Source organism: Pseudomonas sp. SMV7 (assembly GCF_052041995.1).
Lineage (GTDB): Bacteria > Pseudomonadota > Gammaproteobacteria > Pseudomonadales > Pseudomonadaceae > Aquipseudomonas.
Genome location: NZ_JBKGGT010000009.1, coordinates 24,949 through 48,215 on the forward strand (window position 1 = coordinate 24,949; position 23,267 = coordinate 48,215).

Below are 23,267 nucleotides of genomic sequence, written 5' to 3' on the forward strand. Positions count from 1 at the left end.
ATAGGTCTTGTCAAACCCTGGATCCGTCTATGCGGATCTCGCCATGCAGGCTGCATGGTGGGTCGCACGCGCCATGGTCTGTGGACCAAGTATGTTGACGCGTACCGGGCGAGCTGGGCGCTCGCGGGAGACTACTCCCCTAGGACGGTGCGGATTCTGCCTAGGCAAAACGCTTTCGGCAAGCGCTGTTTTTATCCGCGTGTTGCCTGGTAGATGCGGAAGCCATCGGCCTCGTCACGCACCTGGCAGTTGCCCAGCGCACCTTCGATCAGCGGCTGGTAACGCAGGAAGCTGTTGGCAACCAGGCGCATTTCGCCGCCTCTTCGCAGGTGGTTGGCCGATTTTTTCAGCAAGTTCTCCGATGCCTGGTAATTGGTATGGACCCCCGTGTGGAACGGCGGGTTGCTCAGAATCAGGCTCAGCTCGGTAGGGGCGGCGTCGATGCCGTCACCGCTGATCACTTCACCTTCCAGGCCGTTGGCGGCCAAGGTCAGCCGGCTGGCGGCCACCGCAAAGGCATCCACGTCCAGCAGGCTTACCCGGCTTTGTGGATAACGGCGTTTGACCGTGGCGCCGAGCACCCCGGCACCGCAACCGAAGTCCAGCACATGCCCGCCGGGCAGGCCGTCGAGGTGCTTGAGCAGCAGGGCGGTACCGCGATCGAGGCGGCCATGGCTGAACACGCCCGGCAGGCTGACCACCTGCAGCGGGCCGTCTTCCAGGGCAAGCTCGAAGCGTTCGGCCAGGCTTTCCAGGGGGGTTGCCTGGGGCGCCTGCGCGATGGTCACTTGCCAAAGCTGGCAATGGCGGGCGCTGTCGAGCTTGCGCGGCTTGCCGAAGGCCTGCAGCTGTTTGGCAGCGCCTTCGATGCCGCCGCGCTTCTCGCCGACCAGGTACAGTTCACGGCCGGCCAGGCGCGACGCCAGTGCATTGAGCAGATAGCCAGCCAGTTCGCGCGACTTGGGCAGGAACAGCACGGCACTGTCGAAGGCCACGTCCGGGGGTTCGACCCCGTAGTGGCTGCGGCCGGCGTAACGGCCCTGCAGCATGCCCTGATCGCCCGCATGCCAGGTCCAGGCCTGGGCCTGGGGCAAGTGGCCGAGCAGGTCGTCGGCGGGGGCGCCGGCGATCAGCAGCGGCCCCTGGAACAGCTCTGCCTGGCGGAGCAACACTTCACTGCGCGGGTCCATGGACGACGCCTCCTGAAAAAGTGGCGCAGTGTAGCAGAGCCGGGCGCCGCGCTCAGCTGACCACGCGGCGCGGCTGCCCGGTGAAGAAGGCCTGGGCGTTTTCGCTCAGCTGGCCGACGATGCGCTGGCGCGACTCCACCGCGCCCCAGGCACTGTGCGGGGTGATGACCAGGCGCGGAATGCCGGGTTCAAGCAGCGGGTTGCCATTGATCGGCGGCTCTACGCTGAGCACGTCGGTGGCGGCGCCACCCAGGTGGCCGCTGCGCAGGGCGTCGGCCAGCGCCTGCTCGTCGATCAGGCCGCCGCGAGCCGTGTTGACCACCAGTGCGCCGGGCTTGAGCAGCGCCAGTTCGCGCGCACCGAGCATGTGCCGGGTGTGCTCGTTCAGCGGGCAATGCAGGGTCAGGGCATCGACTTGCGGCAGCAATTCGTCCAGCGGCAGCCGGTCGGGGCGTTCCGGGCGGCCGGGGATCTGCCCGCTCAGCACGCGCATGCCAAAGGCTTCGGCCAGCCGCGCCACCGCGCCGCCCAGCTCGCCGTGGCCGAGCAGGCCCAAGGTCTTGCCTTCGAGCTCGACGATAGGGAAGTCCAGCAGGCAGAACTGGCTGGCCTTGGCCCACTGGCCGTCGGCTACCGCCTGGTTGTAGTCGCACAGGCGGGTGGCCAGGGCCAGCAGCAGGGCGAGGGTGTGCTGGGCCACCGACGGTGTGCCGTAGCCTTGGCAGTTGCACACGGTGACACCCTGGGCGCGCGCTGCCGCCAGGTCGACATTGTTGGTGCCGGTGGCGGCAACCAGGATCAGCTTCAACTGCGGGTTGGCGGCCAGTGTGGCAGCGTCGAGCATGACCTTGTTGCTGATCACTGCCACCGCGCCCTGCAGCCGCTCGGCAACCTGCTCCGGGCGGGTGGCGGCGTAGAGCTCGAATTCGTCGAATTGCTGTTTCAGTGGCGAGAGGTCGAGATCGCCCAGGTCCAGGGACTGGTGATCGAGAAACACGGCGCGACGCGGGCTGGGCATGGGGCTCTCCGTTGCAGGGCAGGGGTGTCGGTGTGCTGGCCCGCGAAAGGGGCTGCAGATCCTGAAGCTGTCGGCGCAGTGTCTAGCCCGCGGTGACCGCCCGTCAACGTCTCCACTCATACCTTTGGCGCGCAAATCATTCCTTCGGCTGATTTGGCCGTCACATTGGCGGACTACAGTAATTGCCAGAGTTGTCCGGCCCGCCTTTTCCGAAAAGGGATACCCATGTTGCAGACCCGCATCATCAAGCCCGCCGAGGGCGCCTACGCCTACCCGCTGCTGATCAAACGCCTGCTGATGTCCGGCAGCCGCTATGAAAAGACCCGCGAGATCGTCTACCGCGACCGGTTGCGGCTGACTTATCCACAGCTCAACGAACGCATTGCGCGCCTGGCCAACGTGCTCACCGAAGCCGGCGTGAAGGCGGGTGACACCGTGGCCGTGATGGACTGGGACAGTCACCGCTACCTGGAATGCATGTTCGCCATCCCGATGATCGGTGCGGTGGTGCACACCATCAACGTGCGCCTGTCGCCCGAGCAGATCCTCTACACCATGAACCACGCCGAAGACCGCGTGGTGCTGGTCAACAGCGATTTCGTCGGCCTGTACCAGGCCATTGCCGGGCAGTTGACCACTGTCGACAAGACCTTGCTGCTGACCGATGGCGCGGACAAGACCGCCGAGTTGCCTGGCCTGGTTGGCGAGTATGAGCAGCTGCTGGCCGCCGCCAGCCCGCGCTACGACTTCCCCGATTTCGACGAAAACTCGGTGGCCACGACCTTCTACACCACGGGTACCACCGGCAACCCCAAGGGTGTCTACTTCACCCACCGGCAACTGGTGCTGCATACCTTGGCCGAAGCGTCGGTGACCGGCAGCATCGACAGCGTGCGCCTGCTGGGCAGCAACGACGTGTACATGCCGATCACCCCGATGTTCCACGTGCATGCCTGGGGCATCCCTTACGCCGCGACCATGCTTGGCATGAAGCAGGTGTACCCCGGGCGCTACGAGCCGGAGATGCTGGTCAGGCTGTGGCGTGAGGAAAAAGTCACGTTCTCCCATTGCGTGCCGACCATCCTGCAGATGCTGCTCAACTGCCCGACCGCGCAGGGGCAGGACTTTGCCGGCTGGAAAATCATCATCGGTGGCAGCGCGCTCAACCGTTCGCTGTATCAGGCCGCCCTGTCACGCGGCATCCAGCTGACCGCTGCGTATGGCATGTCGGAAACCTGCCCGCTGATCTCCGCCGCGCACCTGAACGACGAGCTGCAGGCCGGCAGCGAGGATGAGCGTGTCACCTACCGCATCAAGGCTGGCGTGCCGGTACCGCTGGTCGAGGCGGCGATCGTCGATGGCGAGGGCAACTTCCTGCCCGCCGATGGCGAAACCCAGGGCGAGCTGGTGCTGCGTGCGCCGTGGCTGACCCAGGGCTATTTCAAGGAGCCGGAGAAGAGCGAGGAGCTGTGGCAGGGGGGCTGGCTGCACACCGGTGACGTCGCCACGCTGGACGGCATGGGTTACATCGACATCCGCGACCGCATCAAGGATGTGATCAAGACCGGCGGCGAGTGGATATCTTCACTCGACCTCGAAGACCTGGTCAGCCGCCACCCGGCAGTGCGCGAAGTGGCGGTGGTCGGGGTGGCCGACCCGCAGTGGGGCGAGCGGCCGTTTGCCCTGCTGGTGGTGCGGGAGGGCCAGGCCATCGACGCCAGGACGCTCAAGGAGCACCTCAAGCCGTTCGTCGAGCAAGGGCATATCAACAAATGGGCGATTCCCAGCCAGATCGCCGTTGTTACTGAAATTCCCAAGACCAGTGTCGGCAAGCTCGACAAGAAACGTATCCGCCAGGACATCGTCCAGTGGCAGGCCAGCAACAGCGCGTTCCTTTCCACGCTGTAACCGCCCAGCGGGTCGCGCTGCCCAGCGCGCGGCCCGCATCCTAGAGCGGTCAACGTCTTGCCAAATGGCGGAAATACGCCATCCTTTAGCACTGCCAGCCCGCTACCGGTACCAGATGGCAGCGTGTTGGCAGCACGGAGCGCAAATCACACTTTAGAGGGATCAAGCGCCTGTGCCTTGCTGGCTATAGTCGGGGCCAGGGGATTTTCAGGAATGGGGGTTGGCGGCATGCGCAAGCCATGTCGTCGCGGGCGCAAGCCTGCATCCGGTCGTTCGGGCCGTTCTTGAAAGGACTCACTGCCATAACAAAAAAAGTACATGGAGTAGCGTCGATGAAATCTGCAAACCTGTTCTGGCGCCGGGCCAAGTTGCCCCTGGCCGTCAGCCTTGCTTCCACGCTCGCAAGTCCTGCTTTCGCTGTCAGCTTCAACATTGGTGAAATCGAAGGCCAGTTCGACTCGTCGCTCTCCATCGGCGCCAGCTGGTCGACAGCCAATCCCAACAAGAACCTGATCGGGGTGAACAACGGCGGCAAGGGCCTGTCGCAGACATCGGACGATGGCCACCTGAACTTCAAGAAGGGCGAGACCTTCTCCAAGATCTTCAAGGGCATCCATGACCTGGAGCTCAAGTACGGCGACACCGGCGTATTCGTGCGTGGCAAGTACTGGTACGACTTCGAGCTCAAGGACGAAGGCCGCGAGTTCAAGGACATCAGCGACTCCAACCGCAAGGAAGGCGCCAAGTCGTCCGGCGCCGAGCTGCTCGACGCCTTCGTCTACCACAACTACTCGATCGGCGACCAGCCGGGTTCGGTACGCCTGGGCAAGCAGGTAGTCAGCTGGGGTGAAAGTACCTTCATCGGTGGCGGCATCAACTCGATCAACCCGATCGACGTGTCGGCGTTCCGCCGCCCGGGGGCCGAGATCAAGGAAGGCCTGATCCCGGTCAACATGTTCTACATCTCGCAGAGCCTGACCGACAACCTGTCGGCCGAGGCCTTCTACCAGATCGAATGGGACCAGACGGTCGTCGACAACTGCGGCACCTTCTTCTCCCAGCCGGACATCATTGCCGATGGCTGTACCGACAACCTGCGCGTGCTCAACAGCAGCCGCACGGTGCCGGGCGCGGCGCAGCAGTTCCTGGCCAGCCGGGGCGTGAACATCAACGAAGAGGGGGTGATGGTACGCCGTGGCGCTGACCGTGATGCCCGCGACAGTGGCCAGTTCGGCGTAGCGATGCGTTACATGTTCGAGCCGCTGGACACTGAATTCGGCGCTTATTTCATGAATTACCACAGCCGTGCGCCAATCTTCAGCGCCACAGGTGCACCGCCTTCGGTGTTTGCCGGGCTGAGCGCCTTGCCTGCACAACTGCGTGCGCTGGCACCGCTGATCGTGGCCGGCAATTCCGAGTACTTCGTCGAGTATCCCGAAGATATTCGCCTTTATGGCTTGAGCTTCTCCACCACCTTGCCCACCGGGACCGCCTGGAGCGGCGAACTCAGCTATCGCCCCAACGCACCCGTGCAGCTCAATACCACGGATATCCTGTTCGCCGGGGTCCGCCCGATTGGCGGGGCCTTGAGCAATGCATCGTTGCTGAGCGGTACGCCAGGGCAGGACCTGCACGGCTACCGGCGCAAGGAAATCACCCAGTTCCAGACCACCCTGACGCACTTCTTCGACCAGGTGATGGGCGCCAGCCGCATGACGGTGGTCGGTGAGGTGGGTGTCACTCACGTCGGCGGCCTGGAGAGCGCACACGATACCCGCTACGGTCGTGACCCTGTCTACGGCCCCGGCCCGCTGCCATCCACCGGTGGGGCCAATACTTGCCAGGCACTCAATGCCAGCACCATCGCGGGCGCAGGCGCTGGAGCCTCTACCGCCAACCTGTCGCGCAACTGCGAGAACGATGGCTTTACCACCAGTACTTCCTGGGGTTACCGCGCTCGGGTCATCTGGGACTACAACGACGTTTTCGCCGGGGTCAACCTGAAACCCAGCGTGGCCTGGTCGCATGACGTTTCCGGCTACTCGCCGGGCCCAGGCGCCAACTTCGAGGAAGGCCGCAAGGCGGTCAGCCTGGGCCTCGACGCCGAGTACCAGAACACCTACACGGCAAGCCTGTCGTACACCAACTTCTTCGATGGCGAGTACACCACCGTGGATGACCGTGACTTCGTCGCGCTCAGCTTCGGCGTGAACTTCTAAGCACACAGATCCAGGACGACACGACATGAACAAGACCAGAAGTCTGCTGCAGGCCGGTGTACTGGGCCTGTCCCTGCTGGCGACCAGCGTCATGGCTGCGGTATCCGCCGACGAGGCGGCCAAGCTGGGTAGCACCCTGACCCCGATGGGCGCCGAAAAGTCCGGCAACGCCGATGGCTCGATCGGCCCATGGGAACCGTTGTCGAAGAGCGCCGGCAGCGCCGACGGCAGGGGCTTCCTGTCCGACCCGTACGGCAGTGAAAAGCCGCTGTTCACCATCACCGCGCAGAATGCCGAGCAGTACAAGGACAAGCTCTCGCCAGGCCAGCTGGCCATGCTCAAGCGCTACCCGGACACCTTCAAGATCCCGGTATACAAGACCCACCGTGGTTCCACGGTACCGGCTGACGTGTTCGCCGCCATCAAGGAAAACGCCACCAAGACCACCTTGGTGGAAGGCGGCAACGGCTTGAACAACTTCCGCACCGCCGTGCCGTTCCCGATCCCGAAAAGCGGCCTGGAAGTGATCTGGAACCATATCACCCGCTACCGCGGCGGCAGCGTCAGCCGCCTGGTGACCCAGGCCACCCCACAGCAGAATGGCTCGTTCAACCCGGTGTACTTCTCCGACCAGTTCGTCTTCCGCGAAAGGATGAAGGACTACGACCCGAACAACCCGGGCAACATCCTGTTCTACTTCAAGCAGGAAGTGACCGCGCCTGCACGCCTGGCCGGGACCGTGCTGCTGGTGCACGAAACCCTCGACCAGGTGAAGGAACCGCGCAAGGCGTGGATCTACAACGCTGGCCAGCGCCGCGTGCGCCAGGCGCCGCAGGTGTCGTATGACGGCCCGGGTACCGCCGCCGACGGCCTGCGGACGTCGGACAACCTGGACATGTTCAACGGCGCGCCAGACCGCTATGACTGGAAGCTCGAAGGCAAGAAGGAGCTGTACATCGCTTCCAACGCCTTCAAGCTGGACGACCCCAAGCTCAAGTACACCGACATCATCAAGGCCGGGCACATCAACCAGGACCTGGCCCGTTACGAGCTGCGCCGCGTGTGGCACGTGGTCGCGACGTTGAAGCCGGGCCAGCGGCACATCTACGCCAAGCGTGACTTCTACATCGACGAAGACACCTGGCAGGCAGCGGTGATCGACCAGTACGACGGCCGTGGCCAGCTGTGGCGGGTGTCCGAGGCCCATGCCCAGCCGTACTACAACGTGGACGTGCCGTGGTACACCCTGGAAGCCATCTACGACCTGCAGTCCGGTCGCTACCTGGCCCTGGGCATGAAGAACGAAGAGAAACGCGCCTACGACTTCGGCTTCAGCGCCAGCAAGGCGGACTTCCAGCCAGCGGCATTGCGCCAGTCGGGTATTCGCTAAGCATTGCGTTACTGCAAAACGCCCCGGCTTGTCCGGGGCGTTTGCATTGGTGGTTTTGGCGGCTTCGCGGGCACGCTCGCCTAGCCGCCGGAACCGGTAATAAACCTGCTGAATACCTCGCCAAACCCCCGCCCCAGCCAATGTCCATCAGCCTTGTTGCTTTTTGTCGTAGTCTTTTCCGGCGCAACTGCGCCCATCATCTTCAAATGCGCAGCGTTACCGGCTAGTCTCGCAAGCATCCATACCGCCGTAGTCTTCCAAACAGAACGAGCCGGCCATGACAGATCTGTCCCGTACGCATGGATTCGCCAGCCAGGCCCTGGGCCTGCTGGACGGGCGTTTCTTCCGCCCGCCCTTGCCGGACGGCCATGTACCGCGCCTGCGCCTGTGCCAGCGGCTGCAAGCCGGCCTCGGCGGGCGGCTGCTGCTGGTCAACGCGCCTGCGGGGTTTGGCAAAAGCTCGCTGGCCATCGAATTCTGCGAAGCACTACCCGAGCATTGGCGCAGCCTGTGGCTGGGCCTGAGCCAACGCGATGCCGACCCTGGCCGCTTCCTTGAGCGCCTGCTCGAAGGCCTGCAGCAGTATTGCCCGGCGCTGGGCGGTCAGGCCATGGGCCTGCTGAAGATGCGCCAGCGCCACCAGCCGTTCGCCTTCGAGGAATGGCTCGATGGCCTGCTCGACGAGCTGGCGCTGTACCTGCAGGCCGATACGCCGCTGTTGCTGGTGCTGGATGACTATCACCTGGCCCAGGGGCCGGTGCTCGACCGCTGCCTGCAGTTCTTCCTCAATCACCTGCCGCCCGGGCTGGTGTTGCTGGTTACCAGCCGTCAACGCCCGGACTGGCACCTGGCGCGCCTGCGCCTGTCGCGGCAACTGGTCGAGCTCAGTGAGCAGGACCTGCGCCTTACCCCCGAGGAGTCATTGGCGGTGATCGGCCGCCAGCCCACCGGCCTGCGTGGCCAGGCCCTGGACAACCTGATCCAGCGCAGCGACGGCTGGGTGGCCGGGTTGCGCTTCTGGCAGCTGGCGGCCAGCGAATCGTCTGACGAGCAGGCCCTGCCGCAGGCGCTGCATGGCGGCGAGGGCCTGATCCGCGACTACCTGCTGGAAGAAGTCATCGACATGCTGCCCGCCGACGTACAGGCGTTCCTGTACGACACGGCCTGCCAGGAGCGCTTCTGCGCCCCCCTGTGCGATGCCGTGCGTGGCCGTCACGACAGTGCCGCGATCCTGCGCTTCCTGCAGGCGCACCAGGTGTTCCTGGTGCCGCTGGACGAACATGGCCACTGGTTTCGCTACCATCACCTGTTCTCCGACCTGTTGCGCAGCCGCCAGGCCAGCGAGCCGCTGGCAGGGCTGCAACTGCGCGCCTGCCGCTGGTTCGAGAGCCAGGGCCTGCTGGACGAGGCGGTGGAACAGGCGCTGCGGGCCGGCCACCTCGATGTCGCCGCCAACCTGGTGCAGAGCCTGTCCGAGGAGCAATTGCTGGCCGAACAGAACGTCGGCATGCTGCTGCGCTGGAAAATGGACCTGCCCGACAGCCTGCTGATCAGCACTCCGCGGTTGATCGTGCTGTACAGCTGGGCGTTGGGCCTGGCCTGCCAGCTGGACGCGGCAGAGGAGCTGGCGGGTTACCTCAGCCGCTTCCTGCCCGCGCCTTCGGCGACCGCGCAGAAGTCCATGCTGGCGCAGTGGCTGGCGCTCAGCGGCGTGATCGCCCGTGGCCGTGGCGACCGCGAGCGCACCCTGGCCTATTGCGGCGAGGCGCTGCAAAGCTTGCCGAGCAAGCGTTATGGTCAGCGCCTGGTGTGCCTGTCGACGTTGTCCAACCTGGCAATCGCCGATGGTGATTTCTGGCGCGCCCGTGGCTGGAACCGCGAGGCCCTGGAGCTGGCGCAGCGCGTCGGCAACCCATTGTTCGAGGCCCTGGCCCACTACGACCGCGCACGGGTGCTGCACGCCCGTGGCGAGGTGCTGCGTGCGCTGGACGAGGTGCGCCAGGGGCTGCAACGCCTGCAAGGGCTCTCGGCGCAGCGCCTGTATGCCGTGCGTGCGCGCCTGACGCTGTACGAAGGCTACCTGCTGGTCTCGCGTCTGCAGCCGGCCCAGGGCCGTGCCCGTTTGCGCGCGGGGCTGGGCGAGGCGCGCGCCTGCCGCGATATCAGCGTGCTCATCGGCCACTGCGTGATTGCCACGCTGGATGGCCGTGACGGGCAGTTTGCCGAGGCCTTTGCCGAACTGGCCGAGGCCGAACGGCTGATGCATATCTGGGATGTGCCGCCGGTCTACTACCTGGCCATGATCACCCTGGTCAAATGCGAGCTGTGGCTGGCCCAGGGGCGCATGGACCTGGCCGAGTCCTGGCTGCTGCGCCTGGGCCAGACCTATGGCGGCGAGCAGCCGGCGGCGGCGCCAGAGTTCCACCCGTTGCTGCCGTTGCACATTGCCTTGCAACAAGCGTTGCTGGAGCGTACCCAGTCGCGTCGCGACGAAGCCGAGCAACGCCTGGCCGGCCTGGTCGAGCGCGGCCAGGCCAGTGGCGGCATGCTGCTGAGCGTCAATGCCCTGTGCCAGTGGCTTGCCTTGCTGCTGGGCGAAGGCCGCGAAGGGCAGGCCGCCCAGTTGCTGCCCAGGCTGCTGGAAGCCGCCCACGGCGGCGTGCTGCAACCGTTCCAGCCACTGCTGGAACAACATCCGCAATGGCTTCACGAACAGTTGCAGGCAACCGCCGCCAGCCCGGTGCAGGCCGAGCTGCTCAAGCGCCTGCCGCCGATGCCCAACGCCGGCAACAACAGCAGCGAAGCGCTGAGCAGCCGCGAATTGGCGGTGCTCGAACTGATTGCCCAGGGTTGTTCCAACCAGCAGATCAGCGAGCGGTTGTTCATTTCCCTGCACACGGTGAAGACCCACGCCAGTCATATCAACAGCAAGCTGGGCGTAGAACGGCGCACCCAGGCAGTGGCCAAGGCCAAATCGCTGGGGCTGCTGGCCTGATACTGGTCGCCTCGGGTATTGCCCGCTAAAGTCGTGACCGAGGCCCGGGTTACCGGCCGTCCAATGCTCTATCCTCATCTTTCCCGGCCAGCTGCCGATACAGCTAGCGGTGGCATCGCTTCGCGCGATTTTTCAATTATTCCAAGGCAGGTCGTGTTGATGCTGCAGTACGGGCAAAAGAGCTTTCTGATCGTCGACGACTTTACCGACTTTCGCACGTCGACCCGTTCCATGTTGCGCGAGCTGGGTGTTCGTGACGTGGACACCGCCGACAGCGGCGAGCAGGCGTTGCGCATGTGCGCGCAGAAGCGCTATGACGTGATTCTGCAGGACTTCCACCTGGGCGACGGCAAGAAGAACGGCCAGCAGGTGCTCGAAGACCTGATCCTCGACAAGCACATCAGCCATGAGTGCATATTCATCATGGTCACGGCCGAGAGCAGCCAGGCCATTGTCCTCAGCGCCATCGAGCACGAGCCCGATGCCTACCTGACCAAGCCGTTCAACCGGGTTGGCCTGGCCCAGCGCGTGGAGAAGCTGTACCAGCGCAAGAACCTGCTGAAGCCGATCCTGCAGGCCCTGGACCGCAATCGGCCGGCCGAAGTGCTGGCGGCCTGCGCCGAACTGTGCAAGCGCGACCCACGCCTGGCGCCGCTGTGCCTGCGGTATCGGGCCGATGCCTTGCGCAATCTCAGCCGCTTCGAGGAACTTGAGAAGTTCCTCAAGGCCATTCTTGCCAGCCGCCCACAGCCGTGGGTGTACGCGGCACTGGGCAGCCTGATGCACAAGCGTGGCCAGAATGCCCAGGCCCAGGGCGTGTACGAGCAGGCGCTCAAGGCTTTCCCGATCATGCCGAGCCTGTACGATGGCATGGCCGAGGTGCTGGTGGCCCAGGGCGAAACCAGGCGTGCGCAGAACATGCTGGAAGAAGCCGTGCGGCTGTCGCCGTTGTCGGTGCGCCGCCAGTCGACGCTGGGCAAGCTGGCGTTGGAAAACGAAGACTTCGAGAGCGCCTCGAAAGCGTTTCGCCATGCCGTCAGCCAGGGCCAGAGCTCACGCTACAAGGACGCCGAGAACAATCTCGGCCTGGTGCAGGCGCTGATGAGCAAGAATGCCGGTTTTGGCCTGGATGCGCGCACCCGGGTCGAGATCAACGCCACGCTCAGCGAGGTGGCCAAGGAAAACCCGGAAGACCAGGGGTTGCAAGTGCGCGCGCGGATGATGAAGGCCGCCAGCCTGCAACAGGCCGGGGACCCGGAAACGGCGGCCAAGCTGACCGAACAGGCGATCCAGCGCCTGGACAAGATGAACCAGTTCTTCTCGGTCGATTCGGCCCTGACCGTCGCCGCGCAATTGCAGGCCATGGGTCAGGAAGCCGCCGCCATCGGCGTGCTGAGGGGCTGTGTGGAAAGTTACGGCGACGACCCCAAGGTCATGGAGAAAGTGGGCAAGCTGACCGACGACCCGAGCGTGCTCAACGCCATTACCGAAGCGGTCACCCTCAACCGTCAGGGCGTGCGCAGTTACCAGGGCGGGCAGCTCGGCGAGGCGCTGCAGCTGTTCCGCAAGGCGCTGGGGTTGCAGCCGAAGAACATCAGTATCGCCCTGAATACTGCCCAGGCGCTGCTGCGCATCGGCGGTGACAACCCGCAGGCGGCAATCATGCAGGAGTGTCGCGACGCCCTGACCAGCGTGGCCGGTATCCCTGCCAGCGACAACCGTTACGACCGTTACCGCAAATTGCATATCCGGGTGTTCGGCGCATGAATCAAGACAACCAGGGGCTGGATTTTTCCACGGTGATCGCCTCCACCGTGCACGACCTGAAGAATTCCCTGTCAGCGCTGATCCAGTCGCACAACCAGTGGATGGAGCGCTTGCCCGAGGAGCTGCGCGGGGGCACCGAGCAGGGTGTGATGGAGCACGAGTTTCGTCACCTCAACGGCATGCTGGTGCAGCTGCTGGGGCTGTACAAGCTGGGTGTCAACCAGCTGCCGGTGTGCCCGGACTACCACGAACTTGACGACTTCATCGAGGCCCAGCTGGCTGCCCACGAGGAAGTGCTCAGGCACAAGGACATCCTTGCCACCTGGCGCATCGACACTGACAACCCACTGGGCTTCTTCGACCGCGAACTGGTGGCCTCGGTGGTCTCCAACGTCATTACCAACGCCACCCGCTTCGCTGCGCATGCCTTGCTGATCACCATCGAGGAAGCGGACAACCAGCTGGCTATTTGTGTCAATGATGACGGCCCGGGTTATCCACAGCGCATGCTTGAACGCCAGGAAGAGTTCATCCAGGGCATCGATTCGAACAGCGGCAGCACTGGCCTTGGCCTTTATTTTGCCGCGCGCATCGCGGCGTTGCATGAAAGTGGTGGGGTGCGCGGGCGCATCGAGATCGCCAATGGTGGGGCGCTTGGAGGCGGGCTGTTCAAACTGTTCCTGCCGTGAAACGGGCAGGATTGCAGTGCGAACTTCTTGCGAATTTGTCATGCTCGACGCACTGACACACGTGCAAACGTTCTTCGCCTAACCGGTCTCTATACTCCCATGCAGAATCCTTCGTCAGCGCTTATTCGCGAAACCTTCCCTGTCGGCCCCTTGCAATGCAATTGCACCCTGATTGGCGACCCGCTGAGCAAGAAAGCCATCGTCGTCGACCCGGGCGGTGATCCAGAGAAGATTCTTGCCCGCCTGCAGGCCCATGGCCTTATCCTGGTGAGCATCATTCACACCCACGCGCACTTCGATCATTTCCTGGCGTCCGGCAAGCTCAAGGAGCTGACCGGCGCGACCCTGCACCTGCACAAGGACGACCAGGTGCTGTGGGACAACCTGGAAATGCAATGCCAGATGTTCGGCGTGCCCTACACCCCGGTACCCGCGCCCGACCGCTGGCTGGGTGACGACGAAGAGCTGGCCTGCGGTTGTGGCGTAGCCCTGCACACGCCAGGCCACACCCCCGGCTCGATGAGTTTCTGGTTTGCCGATGCCAAGCTGCTGATCGCCGGTGATACCCTGTTCCGCCGTGGCATCGGCCGCACCGATTTGTGGGGCGGCGACCAGCGGGCTATCGTGCGTTCGATCAAGGAACGGCTGTACCGGCTGGATGAACAAGCCATCGTGGTGACGGGCCATGGGCCCGATACCCGGCTGGGTGACGAGATGCGTGAAAACCCCTTCGTACGTGCGTGATGGCACATGAAGGCACTTTCATGGAATTTTTCGTTGCCTGTGCAATCCAAGGCTGGCATAGATCCGTTCGCGATCTGCCGCATTCATGAATTCAGTAGGAGCTTGTCCATGTTCACCATGCGTCGTCTGATTATCGTCGCAACCGCCGCTGCCCTGATGACTGGCTGTGCCGGTCAGAACCCTTATGACAGCCAGGGCCAGGCGCAGGGCTCCACAGGGATGAGCAAGACCGCCAAATACGGCGGCCTGGGCGCGCTGGCCGGCGCCATTGCCGGTGCCGCCATCGACCACAACAACCGCGGCAAGGGTGCGCTGATCGGCGCCGCTGCCGTGGGTGCCGCTGCAGCCGGTTATGGCTACTACGCCGACAAGCAGGAAGCCGAGCTGCGCGCGCAAATGGCCAACACCGGTGTGGAAGTGCAGCGCCAGGGTGACCAGATCAAGCTGATCATGCCGGGCAACATCACCTTCGCCACCGACTCGGCCAACATCGCGCCAAGCTTCTACTCGCCGCTTAACAACCTGGCCAGCTCGTTCAAGCAGTTCAACCAGAACACCATCGAAGTGGTCGGCTTCACCGACAGCACCGGCAGCCGCCAGCACAACATGGACCTGTCCCAGCGTCGCGCGCAGGCGGTCAGCACCTACCTGACCTCGCAGGGCGTGGACGCCTCGCGTATTTCGGTACGTGGCATGGGCCCGGATCAGCCGATCGCCAGCAACGCCGATGCCAACGGCCGTGCGCAGAACCGTCGGGTGGAAGTGAACCTGAAGCCGATTCCCGGCCAGCAATATGACCAGCAGGGTCAGGTTCAGCAGTATCCCTGACCAATACCTGGGGCTGCAGCGCAGCCCCGGTTTCTAACCCGTCACGCTGGCCTGAATCGCCGTAAGGGCGATGGTATGCACGATATCGTCTACCTGGGCCCCACGCGGCAAGTCGTTCACCGGCTTGCGCAGCCCCTGCAGCATGGGCCCCAGGCTGACGCCATCGGTGCTGCGCTGCACCGCCTTGTGCGTGGTGTTGCCGGTATTCAGGTCGGGGAACACGAACACCGTGGCACGCCCGGCCACCGGGCTTTCTGGCGCCAGCTCCCGGGCAATCGCCGGGTTGGCGGCGGCGTCATACTGCAACGGCCCGTCGATCAGCAGCGCCTCTGTCGCGGCCTGCGCCAGGCGGGTCGCTTCACGCACTTTCTCGACTTCCTCATCGCTGGCCGAATCGCTTGAGTAACTGATCATCGCCACCCGCGGGGCGATGCCGAACGCCTGCGCCGAGTCGGCGCTTTGCCGGGCGATTTCGGCCAGTTCGGCAGCGCTCGGGTGCGGGTTCATCACGCAGTCGCCGTACACCAGCACCTGTTCCGGGAACAGCATGAAGAACACCGATGACACCAGGCTCGAACCGGGTGCGGTCTTGATCAGTTGCAAGGCCGGGCGGATGGTGTTGGCAGTCGAGTGCACCAGGCCCGAGACCAGGCCATCCACTTCGTCCAGCGCCAGCATCATGGTGCCGATCACCACCGGGTCTTCCAGTTGCTGCTCGGCCATCGGCGCATTGAGGTTCTTGCTCTTGCGCAGTGCGACCATCGGTTCCACATAGCGCCCGCGGATCAGCTCCGGGTCGAGGATTTCCAGGCCTGGCGGCAAGGTGATGCCCTGCGCACGTGCCACGGCGTCGACGTCCTCGGGCTTGGCCAGCAGCACGCAGCGCGCGATGCCGCGGGCTTGGCAGATGGCCGCAGCCTGTACCAGCAGCGGCTCGGCGCCTTCCGGCAGGACGATACGCTTGTTGGCCTGCTGCGCGCGCTGGATCAACTGGTAGCGGAACACCGCCGGTGACAGGCGTAGTTCGCGCGGGGTACCGCAACGTTGGTGCAACCAGGCCGCGTCGAGGTGACTGGCGACGAAATCGGTGATGAACTCGGCACGCTCGCGGTCGTCCACCGGGATTTCCCGGTTCAGCGAGTTGAGCTGGTTGGCGGTGTCGTACGAACCGGTACTGACCGACAGGATCGGCAGGCCGGCCTGCAGGGCGCCACGGCACAGGCCCAGGATGCGCGCGTCAGGCTTGCTGTCGCTGGTCAGCAGCAGGCCGGCCAGCGGTACGCCGTTGATCGCCGCGAGGCTGACGGCGAGGATGATGTCGTCGCGGTCGCCCGGGGTCACCACCAGCGTGCCCGAAGTCAGCAGCGGCACCGTGTTGGCCACGGTGCGTGCGCAGATGATGATCTTGCTCATGCGCCGCTGCTCGTAGTCACCGGCGTTGAGTACCTGGGCACCGAGCAGTTCGGCCACGTCGCGGGTGCGCGGGGCGTTCAGTTCCGGTTGGTAGGGGATGCAACCGAGCAGGCGGAAGTCGTCGCCGCGCAACAGCGGCGAGTGCTCGCGCAGGCGCGCGGAAAACTCCGCCATGCTTTCGTCGGTGCGCACCTTGTTGAGGATTACCCCGAGCACTTTCGGGTCACGCGGGCCGCCGAACAGCTGCGCCTGCAGTTCGACCCGGCCAGACAGCTCGCTGAGCACTTCGTTTTCCGGCGCCGAGACCAGGATCACCTCGGCATCCAGGCTCTTGGCCAGGTGCAGGTTGACCCGCGCCGCATAGCTGGCATGGCGCGTGGGCACCATGCCTTCGACCACTACCACGTCGTTGCCGATGCAGGCTTGCTGGTACAGGCGGATGATTTCCTCGAGCAGTTCGTCCAGCTGGCCTTCGCCGAGCATGCGCTCGACGTGGGCCAGGCTCAGCGGTACCGGTGGCTTGATGCCGTGGGTGCGGGCGACCAGTTCGGTGGAGCGTTCGGGGCCGGTATCACCGGGGTGGGGCTGGGCGATCGGCTTGAAGAAGCCAACCTTCAGGCCGGCGCGTTCCAGGGTGCGTACCAGGCCGAGGCTGATGGAGGTCAGGCCGACACCGAAGTCGGTCGGCGCAATGAAAAATGTCTGCATGCGTGCTTCTCGAAATAAGCGGTGCAAGAAATTAACGGCCAAGGGTAGCGCTATCGGCCCCCTGTGCGCACCAGCCGCAAGCGAAAGGCTGGCCGATGCGTTGCGCGCGCTGGGCCGGGTCCAGCACCCAGGGGCGTGCCTGCCACGGCGGCTGGTGGCGCAGATGCTGGGTATGGCCGCAGGACAGTTCGGCCACCCAGTGGCCTTCCTCATCCTGGTGGAAGCCGGTGATCCGACTGATGGGCCGCTGCTCATCCGCAGTGCGGTCGCAATCGGACGATGGCTTGGTTACACTTGTCCGCTCTACATTCTTTTGCAAAAGGTCTTGCCCCATGCTGATCGCCGCCAACAAGGCTGTCTCCATCGACTATACCCTGACCAACGACGCCGGGGAGACCATCGACAGCTCCGCCGGTGGCGCGCCGCTGGTTTACCTGCACGGTGCCGGCAACATCATCCCGGGCCTGGAAAAGGCCCTGGAAGGCAAGCAGGCCGGTGACGAGCTGAACGTTTCCGTCGAGCCGGAAGATGCCTACGGTGAATACCTGGCCGAGCTGGTCAGCACCTTGAACCGCAGCCTGTTCGAAGGCGTCGACGAGCTGGAAGTGGGCATGCAGTTCCACGCTTCGGCGCCGGATGGCCAGATGCAGATCGTCACTATTCGCGACATCGACGGCGATGACATCACTGTTGACGGCAACCACCCGCTGGCCGGCCAGCGCCTGACCTTCCAGGTCAAGGTAGTCAACGTGCGTGACGCCAGCGACGAAGAAATCGCTCACCGTCACATCCACGGTGAAGGTGGCCATCACCACTGATTTTCTGCGCTAAGCTCAGAAAGTCGCCAGGCGCTCGGGCAAGCCGATTTGCCTTCCTTCGGGAGGTGGACGGCTTGGACGAGCGCCTTTTTAGTGGGCGGAATTCGCCTGCGCGGCAACCGGCAACCTGAGAGGGATTCATCATGAGTGCATTTCACGACCTGAAACTGGACGCGCTGAACGGCGGGGAGCTGCCTCTCGCACCCTTCAAGGGCCAAGTGGTGCTGGTGGTCAATGTTGCTTCCAAGTGTGGCCTGACGCCGCAATACAAGGCCTTGGAAAACCTTTACCAGGACTACAAGGACAAGGGCTTCAACGTGCTTGGCCTGCCGTGCAACCAGTTTGCCGGTCAGGAACCGGGCAGTGAAAAGGAAATTCAGGAGTTCTGCAGCCTCAACTATGGTGTGAGCTTCCCGCTGGGGGCCAAACTGGAAGTCAACGGGCCACACCGCCATTCGCTGTATCGCCTGCTGGCCGGCGAGGGCGCCGAGTTCCCCGGCGACATCACCTGGAACTTCGAGAAATTCCTGGTTGGCAAGGACGGGCGGGTGCTGGCGCGCTTCTCGCCGCGCACGGCACCGGATGACCCAGCGGTGGTGCAGGCCATCGAGAAAGCCTTGGCCTGAAGCGCCTGACGCGATGTATGCAGGGCGGCTTGTGTCGTGACCGGGCCGCGAAGTGCGAGGGGCTGCTCTGCAGCCCGGTCGCGACACCAGGCCGCTGCTACACGGATCGCGTAGAGCCCAGCCTCGAAGCTGGTGAACTCGCAGCCGGGTTCCGGGCTGCATGGAGATACCCCTCGAACTGCTCGACAATCGCCGGCCAGCCCTGGCGGCTGGCGTGCTGCCGTGCGTTCAGGCGCACCCGACGCAAGGTTTCCGCTTCTTCCAGCAGCCAGCAGGCGGCATCGACGAATGCCGCCGGGTCCCCCGGCATGGCCAGTGCACCGCTGTGGCCATGGCGGATATGCTGCGCTGCGGCCGCCTCGTCATAGGCGACCACCGCCAACCCCGAGGCCATGGCTTCGAGCACCACATTGCCAAAGGTCTCGGTCAGGCTCGGGAACAGGAACAGATCACCGCTGGCATAGTGCTCGGCCAGCAGCTCGCCGCGCTGGGCGCCGCAGAACACGGCCTCGGGCAGCTGCTGGCGGAGGGCGGTGCGTTGCGGGCCATCGCCCACCAGTATCAGGCGCAGGCGCTTGTGTGGATAAGCCTTCTGCAAGGCATCGAGGCAGGGGCGCAGCAAGCCCAGGTTCTTTTCCACTGCCAAGCGGCCGACATGCAGCACGGCGATATCGTCCGGGCCAAGTCCCCAGCTGTCGCGCAATGCCTGGCGACGCCGCGCCGGGCTGAACAGGCAGGCATCGACCCCGCGGGCCAACAGCGCCAGGCGTTCGAAACCACGGCGTTCAAGCTCCAGGCGTTGGCTGAGGCTGGGAACCAGGGTGATGGCTGTACGCCGATGGAACCAGCGCAGGTAATGGGTAAGCAAGCGTGTCAGCAGGCCCAGCCCGTACTGGCCGGAATATTGCGGGAAATTGGTATGAAAGCCGCTCACCACTGCCACGCCAAGGCGGCGGGCGGCGCGCAGGGCGCTGAGCCCCAGCGGCCCCTCGGTGGCGATGTAGAGCACGTCCGGGCGTTGCCGGCGCCAATGCCGCAACAGTTTGTGCATCGATACCTCGCCCCACTGCAAGCCAGGGTAGCCAGGCAGCGGCCAGCCACGGCACAGCATCAGCTCAGGGGCGTCGTACAGCGGCCCTTCACCGGCCTGGCGCGGGCGCACCACCTCGACCTTGTGGCCGCGCTGGCGCAGGCCCTCGCTGAGGCGGCCAAGGGTGTTGGCCACGCCGTTGATTTCGGGTGGGAAGGTTTCGCTGACCAGGGTAATGCGTAGGGCGGGTGTATTCATGACAAAAAGTTTCCACCTGCCAGGTTGCGCCGATGTGACCGCTGCGTGACGTCCAGATGACGCCTGCTCGCTGACGCCTTTCGCTTTGTGAAATTTTCCTTTCAGGGCGCTCAAGAAGGCTTCACGGGCAGCCGATGAAGATGCATTCGACGACCTGATGCGCTCCGGGAGAGCGGTGATGTTCAACAACAAGCTCAAGCAAGAAATCCGCCAGTTGCGCGAAGACCTGATGTCCATCGAACAGGTCAAGAGTAGTCTCGACAACGAGATGTTGGTGCTGCAACTCGACCCCCAGGGGCGGATCGAGATGGTCAACGGCAATTTCGAAAGCGAAATGCTTTACCGTGCCGATCAACTGCTTGGCCGCAACATCGAGGAAATTGTCCCGGCACACGTGAAGTCGCTGGATTTCTACCAGCGCATGAAAGGCGCAATCAGCCGCGGTGAACACCTCAACGGCGCCTTCCGTCTGCTGCGTGGCAACGGCCAGGAAGCCTGGTTGCGCTCGATCCTGCAGCCGGTCAAGAACAGTGACGGGCGTATCAAGTACTTCACGCTGCACTCCAGTGACCTTACCCGCACCATCGAGACCTCGCGCGAGCATGAAAGCCTGATCAAGGCGCTGATGCGCTCGACCGCGGTGATCGAGTTCGACCTCGATGGCACCATCCTCACCGCCAACGAACGGTTCCTGGCCACCGTCGGCTATCGCCTGGAACAGATCCGTGGCAAGCATCACCGCATGTTCTGCGAGCCGGAGGAGGTCAATTCGGCGGGCTACCAGGCTTTCTGGGAAAAGCTGCGCCGCGGCGAGTACATTGCCGATCGCTTCAAGCGTATCGATGCCCACGGGCGGGTGATCTGGCTGGAAGCTTCGTACAACCCGATCTTCGACGCCCACGACGTGCTTTACAAAGTGGTCAAGTTTGCCACCGTGATTACCGACCAGGTCAACCAGGAGCTGGCGGTGGCCGAGGCGGCGGACGTGGCCTTCAACACCTCGGTAGGCACGGACGCCAGTGCGCGCAAGGCCACCGAAGTGGTCACCCAGACCGTCAGCGTGATGCGCGGCCTGGAAGCCTCGATGCAAGAAGCGGCCGAAGGCATCCAGGCACTGGACACTCAATCGCGGGTGATCGGCTCGATCATCAAGACCATCAGCGACATTGCCGGGCAGACCAACCTGCTGGCGCTGAACGCGGCCATCGAAGCGGCCCGCGCTGGCGAGCAGGGCCGTGGCTTTGCCGTGGTTGCCGATGAAGTGCGCCAGCTGGCCTCGCGCACCAGCACCGCCACCGAGGAAATCGCCCGGGTGGTGCAGCAGAACGAGCAGCTGGCCCAGGCGGCGGTGGCCATCATCGACACCAGCAAGCGCCAGGCCGAGCAGGGGCTGGCGCTGGCTGATGAAACCGGCGGGGTGATTGTCGAGATCCAGGAAGGCGCGAAGCGGGTGGTAGACGTGGTGGGGCAGTTCTCCAGCCGGTTGGGGCAGTGAAGCCTGTGGGAGCGGGTGAAGCCGTTCCCACAGGGGCGGCGTTACAGCGCGATCAGTTGCGCTCCCGCACCCAGAACAAGGTGGCGCCGGCCACCGCCGCCGGCATCATCAGCACGTTGACCAGCGGTATCATCAGTGCCAGGTAGGTGATGCCGCCAAAGCCCAGCGACTGCCAACGCTTGCTGCGCAGCCAGGCGAGCATGTCCTGCCAGCTCATCTTGTTGTTGTCCGCCGGGTAGTCGATGTACTGGATCGCCATCATCCAGACCCCGAAGACCAGCCACAGCGGCGCCGCCACCACGTTGACCACCGGTACCAGCGACAGGATGAACAGGCCGATGGCCCGTGGCAGGAAGTAGCCCAGCTTGCGCATTTCGCGGCCGAAGATGCGTGGCACCATGGCGACCAGCTCGCCCCAGCTGAAGGCCGGGAAGTTGTCCTGGCCACGCAGCACCACCTCGACCTTTTCCGCCAGGAAGCCATTGAACGGCGCGGCAATGATGTTGGCCACCAGGGTGAAGGTGAAGAACACCATAAGCACCACCAGGGCGACGAACAGCGGCCAGAGGATGTAGGTGAGGAAACTCAGCCAGCTCGGCAGGGTGGGCATCAGGGCGTCCACCCACAGGCTGAACTGGTGGCCGGCGAAGTAGATCAGGCCACCGAACAGCAGCAGGTTGACCGCCAGGGGTAGCAGTACGAACAACCGCAGGTTGGGGCTCAGCACCAGTTTCAGGCCTTCGCGCAGGTACTGGGGGCCGGACAGGACAGGGGCTTGCATCGGGAGACTCCGCAGAGAAGTTAAACGCGCTGACCTTACCGAGTTTGCCGCGCCGACGAAAGGCGGGCAGCGGCAGGGAAACGGGGTGTAACAAAAGGGCAGCCCATGGCTATCCGAACAAATCGGTGGATAGGCGATGCCTATGAGGTGGATTGTCTAAGGATATTTCCTTAATCTTTGCCACCTCGCTACAGTGCGTTCAACTTTCCGCTTTTCGGGCCTGCGCGTAGTAGCCTTCCCCAAGTGCTGCGTGGGTCCTTTTTAAATTCCAGCTGGCGCAGCCGGCGCACACGATGCCGGCCCATGCGGCCCGCTCGACAGGAGTTCGACATGTCTGAAGTACGTCATTCGCGCGTCATCATCCTCGGTTCCGGCCCTGCCGGTTACAGCGCCGCGGTGTACGCCGCCCGGGCCAACCTCAAGCCGCTGCTGATCACCGGCATGCAGGCCGGCGGCCAGCTGACCACCACCACCGAAGTCGACAACTGGCCGGGCGACCCCCATGGCCTGACCGGCCCGGCACTGATGCAGCGCATGCAGGAGCACGCCGAGCGTTTCGAAACCGAGATCGTCTTCGACCACATCAACGCTGTCGACCTGGCCAACAAGCCCTTCACCCTGCAGGGTGACAGCGGCAAGTACACCTGCGATGCACTCATCATCGCCACCGGTGCCAGCGCCCGCTACCTGGGCCTGCCGTCCGAAGAAGCGTTCATGGGCAAAGGTGTCTCGGCCTGTGCCACCTGTGACGGCTTCTTCTACCGCAACAAGCCGGTTGCCGTGGTTGGTGGCGGCAACACTGCCGTTGAAGAGGCGCTGTACCTGGCCAACATCGCCAGCAAGGTGACCCTGGTGCACCGTCGCGATACCTTCCGTGCCGAGAAGATCCTGGTCGACAAGCTGCATGCACGTGTCGCCGAAGGCAAGATCGAGCTCAAGCTCAACGCCACCCTGGATGAAGTCCTGGGTGACAACATGGGGGTAACCGGTGCGCGCCTGAAGAACAACGACGGCAGCAGCGACGAAATCAAGGTCGACGGCGTGTTCATCGCCATTGGCCATACCCCGAACACCTCGCTGTTCGAAGGCCAGCTGGCCCTGAAGGACGGCTACCTGGTGGTCAACGGTGGCCGTGAAGGCAATGCCACCGCCACCAACGTCGAGGGCGTGTTCGCCGCCGGTGACGTGGCTGACCACGTTTACCGTCAGGCCATCACCTCGGCCGGTGCCGGTTGCATGGCGGCGCTGGACGTCGAACGTTACCTGGACGGTCTGGCCAACGCCTCGTTCTGATCCGGGGATGCCTGGGCCGCTTTGCGGCCCATCGCGACACAAGGCCACTCCTGCAGAATGGCTACGCCCCGGATGTCGCATGAAAAACCGGCCACAG

At 64.2% G+C, this 23,267-nt stretch carries 17 protein-coding genes, 2 pseudogenes and 1 riboswitch; of the genes and pseudogenes, 13 read left to right on the forward strand and 6 right to left on the reverse strand.

Annotated features, from left to right (window positions below; translation table 11 throughout):
• Positions 1 to 12: 12 nt before the first annotated feature.
• Positions 13 to 152, reverse strand: a riboswitch (yybP-ykoY riboswitch).
• Positions 153 to 191: 39 nt separating this feature from the next.
• Together ACLEJP_RS12945 and ACLEJP_RS12950 are read right to left on the reverse strand one after the other, a co-directional pair.
• Positions 192 to 1,190, reverse strand: a complete 999-nt coding sequence (locus tag ACLEJP_RS12945; RefSeq protein ID WP_440806928.1) for a methyltransferase — start codon at positions 1,188 to 1,190, stop codon at positions 192 to 194.
• Positions 1,191 to 1,242: 52 nt separating this feature from the next.
• Positions 1,243 to 2,208 carry a 2-hydroxyacid dehydrogenase gene (locus ACLEJP_RS12950; protein ID WP_440806929.1) on the reverse strand — a complete coding sequence of 322 codons (966 nt, stop codon included), beginning with the start codon at positions 2,206 to 2,208 and terminating at the stop codon, positions 1,243 to 1,245.
• A gap of 225 nt (positions 2,209 to 2,433) precedes the next feature.
• On the opposite strand from ACLEJP_RS12950, the gene ACLEJP_RS12955 reads away from it, so the two are divergent.
• From ACLEJP_RS12955 to ACLEJP_RS12990, 8 genes are all read left to right on the forward strand, one after another.
• Positions 2,434 to 4,116, forward strand: a complete 1,683-nt coding sequence (locus tag ACLEJP_RS12955) for a fatty acid--CoA ligase (RefSeq protein ID WP_440806932.1) — start codon at positions 2,434 to 2,436, stop codon at positions 4,114 to 4,116.
• 332 nt (positions 4,117 to 4,448) lie between these two features.
• Positions 4,449 to 6,335 (forward strand): DUF1302 domain-containing protein, encoded by a 1,887-nt coding sequence (locus tag ACLEJP_RS12960; RefSeq protein WP_440806933.1) that lies wholly within the window; start codon positions 4,449 to 4,451, stop codon positions 6,333 to 6,335.
• Between the two features lie 25 nt (positions 6,336 to 6,360).
• A complete protein-coding gene (locus ACLEJP_RS12965; protein ID WP_440806936.1) occupies positions 6,361 to 7,725 on the forward strand; it encodes a DUF1329 domain-containing protein in 1,365 nt (454 codons plus the stop codon).
• 277 nt (positions 7,726 to 8,002) lie between these two features.
• Positions 8,003 to 10,720 carry a LuxR C-terminal-related transcriptional regulator gene (locus ACLEJP_RS12970; RefSeq protein ID WP_440806937.1) on the forward strand — a complete coding sequence of 906 codons (2,718 nt, stop codon included), beginning with the start codon at positions 8,003 to 8,005 and terminating at the stop codon, positions 10,718 to 10,720.
• Between the two features lie 159 nt (positions 10,721 to 10,879).
• On the forward strand, positions 10,880 to 12,487 hold the full coding sequence (locus ACLEJP_RS12975) for a tetratricopeptide repeat-containing response regulator (protein WP_289133855.1): 1,608 nt from the start codon (positions 10,880 to 10,882) through the stop codon (positions 12,485 to 12,487).
• Positions 12,484 to 13,176: a sensor histidine kinase gene (locus ACLEJP_RS12980; RefSeq protein WP_440806939.1), complete on the forward strand. Its 693-nt coding sequence runs from the start codon at positions 12,484 to 12,486 to the stop codon at positions 13,174 to 13,176. Before ACLEJP_RS12975 ends, ACLEJP_RS12980 begins: the two co-directional genes overlap by 4 nt.
• A gap of 99 nt (positions 13,177 to 13,275) precedes the next feature.
• The gene (locus ACLEJP_RS12985) at positions 13,276 to 13,920 is read left to right on the forward strand and encodes an MBL fold metallo-hydrolase (protein WP_440806942.1); all 645 of its coding nucleotides are present in this window, start codon (positions 13,276 to 13,278) and stop codon (positions 13,918 to 13,920) included.
• Positions 13,921 to 14,028: 108 nt separating this feature from the next.
• A complete protein-coding gene (locus ACLEJP_RS12990; protein WP_225780436.1) occupies positions 14,029 to 14,748 on the forward strand; it encodes an OmpA family protein in 720 nt (239 codons plus the stop codon).
• Between the two features lie 33 nt (positions 14,749 to 14,781).
• Here ACLEJP_RS12990 and pta read toward each other — a convergent pair whose 3' ends face one another.
• Both pta and ACLEJP_RS13000 read right to left on the reverse strand, forming a co-directional pair.
• Positions 14,782 to 16,869, reverse strand: a complete 2,088-nt coding sequence (pta, locus tag ACLEJP_RS12995; protein WP_440806946.1) for a phosphate acetyltransferase — start codon at positions 16,867 to 16,869, stop codon at positions 14,782 to 14,784.
• Positions 16,870 to 16,900: 31 nt separating this feature from the next.
• Entirely contained in the window at positions 16,901 to 17,203 is a 303-nt protein-coding gene (locus ACLEJP_RS13000; protein ID WP_289133858.1) for a DUF3565 domain-containing protein, read from the reverse strand.
• On the opposite strand from ACLEJP_RS13000, the gene ACLEJP_RS13005 reads away from it, so the two are divergent.
• Both ACLEJP_RS13005 and ACLEJP_RS13010 read left to right on the forward strand, forming a co-directional pair.
• Positions 17,202 to 17,687: an FKBP-type peptidyl-prolyl cis-trans isomerase gene (locus ACLEJP_RS13005; RefSeq protein WP_170028289.1), complete on the forward strand. Its 486-nt coding sequence runs from the start codon at positions 17,202 to 17,204 to the stop codon at positions 17,685 to 17,687. The genes ACLEJP_RS13000 and ACLEJP_RS13005 overlap by 2 nt on opposite strands.
• Positions 17,688 to 17,830: 143 nt before the next feature.
• Positions 17,831 to 18,313 (forward strand): glutathione peroxidase, encoded by a 483-nt coding sequence (locus tag ACLEJP_RS13010; protein ID WP_170028290.1) that lies wholly within the window; start codon positions 17,831 to 17,833, stop codon positions 18,311 to 18,313.
• A gap of 97 nt (positions 18,314 to 18,410) precedes the next feature.
• Here the strand turns inward: ACLEJP_RS13010 and ACLEJP_RS13015 are convergent, their stop codons facing one another.
• Positions 18,411 to 19,601, reverse strand: a complete 1,191-nt coding sequence (locus tag ACLEJP_RS13015; protein WP_440806948.1) for a glycosyltransferase family 4 protein — start codon at positions 19,599 to 19,601, stop codon at positions 18,411 to 18,413.
• A gap of 307 nt (positions 19,602 to 19,908) precedes the next feature.
• Here ACLEJP_RS13015 and ACLEJP_RS13020 point away from each other — a divergent pair.
• Positions 19,909 to 20,502, forward strand: a pseudogene (locus ACLEJP_RS13020) (PAS domain-containing protein); the annotation flags it as partial.
• Positions 20,503 to 20,676: 174 nt separating this feature from the next.
• Positions 20,677 to 21,096 (forward strand): annotated as a pseudogene (locus ACLEJP_RS13025) (methyl-accepting chemotaxis protein); the annotation flags it as partial.
• A gap of 52 nt (positions 21,097 to 21,148) precedes the next feature.
• Here the strand turns inward: ACLEJP_RS13025 and cysZ are convergent.
• Positions 21,149 to 21,877, reverse strand: coding sequence for a sulfate transporter CysZ (gene cysZ / locus ACLEJP_RS13030; protein ID WP_440806949.1), 729 nt, complete (start codon positions 21,875 to 21,877; stop codon positions 21,149 to 21,151).
• A gap of 330 nt (positions 21,878 to 22,207) precedes the next feature.
• Between cysZ and trxB the strand changes: the two genes are divergently transcribed.
• A complete protein-coding gene (gene trxB / locus ACLEJP_RS13035; RefSeq protein ID WP_440806950.1) occupies positions 22,208 to 23,170 on the forward strand; it encodes a thioredoxin-disulfide reductase in 963 nt (320 codons plus the stop codon).
• Positions 23,171 to 23,267 lie beyond the last annotated feature (97 nt).

Coding starts and splice junctions, on each gene's coding strand:
- ACLEJP_RS12945 (WP_440806928.1), bottom strand. CDS start 1,190: ATGGACCCGCGCAGTGAAGTGTTGCTCCGCCAGGCAGAGCTGTTCCAG.
- ACLEJP_RS12950 (WP_440806929.1), bottom strand. CDS start 2,208: ATGCCCAGCCCGCGTCGCGCCGTGTTTCTCGATCACCAGTCCCTGGAC.
- ACLEJP_RS12955 (WP_440806932.1), top strand. CDS start 2,434: ATGTTGCAGACCCGCATCATCAAGCCCGCCGAGGGCGCCTACGCCTAC.
- ACLEJP_RS12960 (WP_440806933.1), top strand. CDS start 4,449: ATGAAATCTGCAAACCTGTTCTGGCGCCGGGCCAAGTTGCCCCTGGCC.
- ACLEJP_RS12965 (WP_440806936.1), top strand. CDS start 6,361: ATGAACAAGACCAGAAGTCTGCTGCAGGCCGGTGTACTGGGCCTGTCC.
- ACLEJP_RS12970 (WP_440806937.1), top strand. CDS start 8,003: ATGACAGATCTGTCCCGTACGCATGGATTCGCCAGCCAGGCCCTGGGC.
- ACLEJP_RS12975 (WP_289133855.1), top strand. CDS start 10,880: ATGCTGCAGTACGGGCAAAAGAGCTTTCTGATCGTCGACGACTTTACC.
- ACLEJP_RS12980 (WP_440806939.1), top strand. CDS start 12,484: ATGAATCAAGACAACCAGGGGCTGGATTTTTCCACGGTGATCGCCTCC.
- ACLEJP_RS12985 (WP_440806942.1), top strand. CDS start 13,276: ATGCAGAATCCTTCGTCAGCGCTTATTCGCGAAACCTTCCCTGTCGGC.
- ACLEJP_RS12990 (WP_225780436.1), top strand. CDS start 14,029: ATGTTCACCATGCGTCGTCTGATTATCGTCGCAACCGCCGCTGCCCTG.
- pta (WP_440806946.1), bottom strand. CDS start 16,869: ATGCAGACATTTTTCATTGCGCCGACCGACTTCGGTGTCGGCCTGACC.
- ACLEJP_RS13005 (WP_170028289.1), top strand. CDS start 17,202: ATGCTGATCGCCGCCAACAAGGCTGTCTCCATCGACTATACCCTGACC.
- ACLEJP_RS13000 (WP_289133858.1), bottom strand. CDS start 17,203: ATGGGGCAAGACCTTTTGCAAAAGAATGTAGAGCGGACAAGTGTAACC.
- ACLEJP_RS13010 (WP_170028290.1), top strand. CDS start 17,831: ATGAGTGCATTTCACGACCTGAAACTGGACGCGCTGAACGGCGGGGAG.
- ACLEJP_RS13015 (WP_440806948.1), bottom strand. CDS start 19,601: ATGAATACACCCGCCCTACGCATTACCCTGGTCAGCGAAACCTTCCCA.
- cysZ (WP_440806949.1), bottom strand. CDS start 21,877: ATGCAAGCCCCTGTCCTGTCCGGCCCCCAGTACCTGCGCGAAGGCCTG.
- trxB (WP_440806950.1), top strand. CDS start 22,208: ATGTCTGAAGTACGTCATTCGCGCGTCATCATCCTCGGTTCCGGCCCT.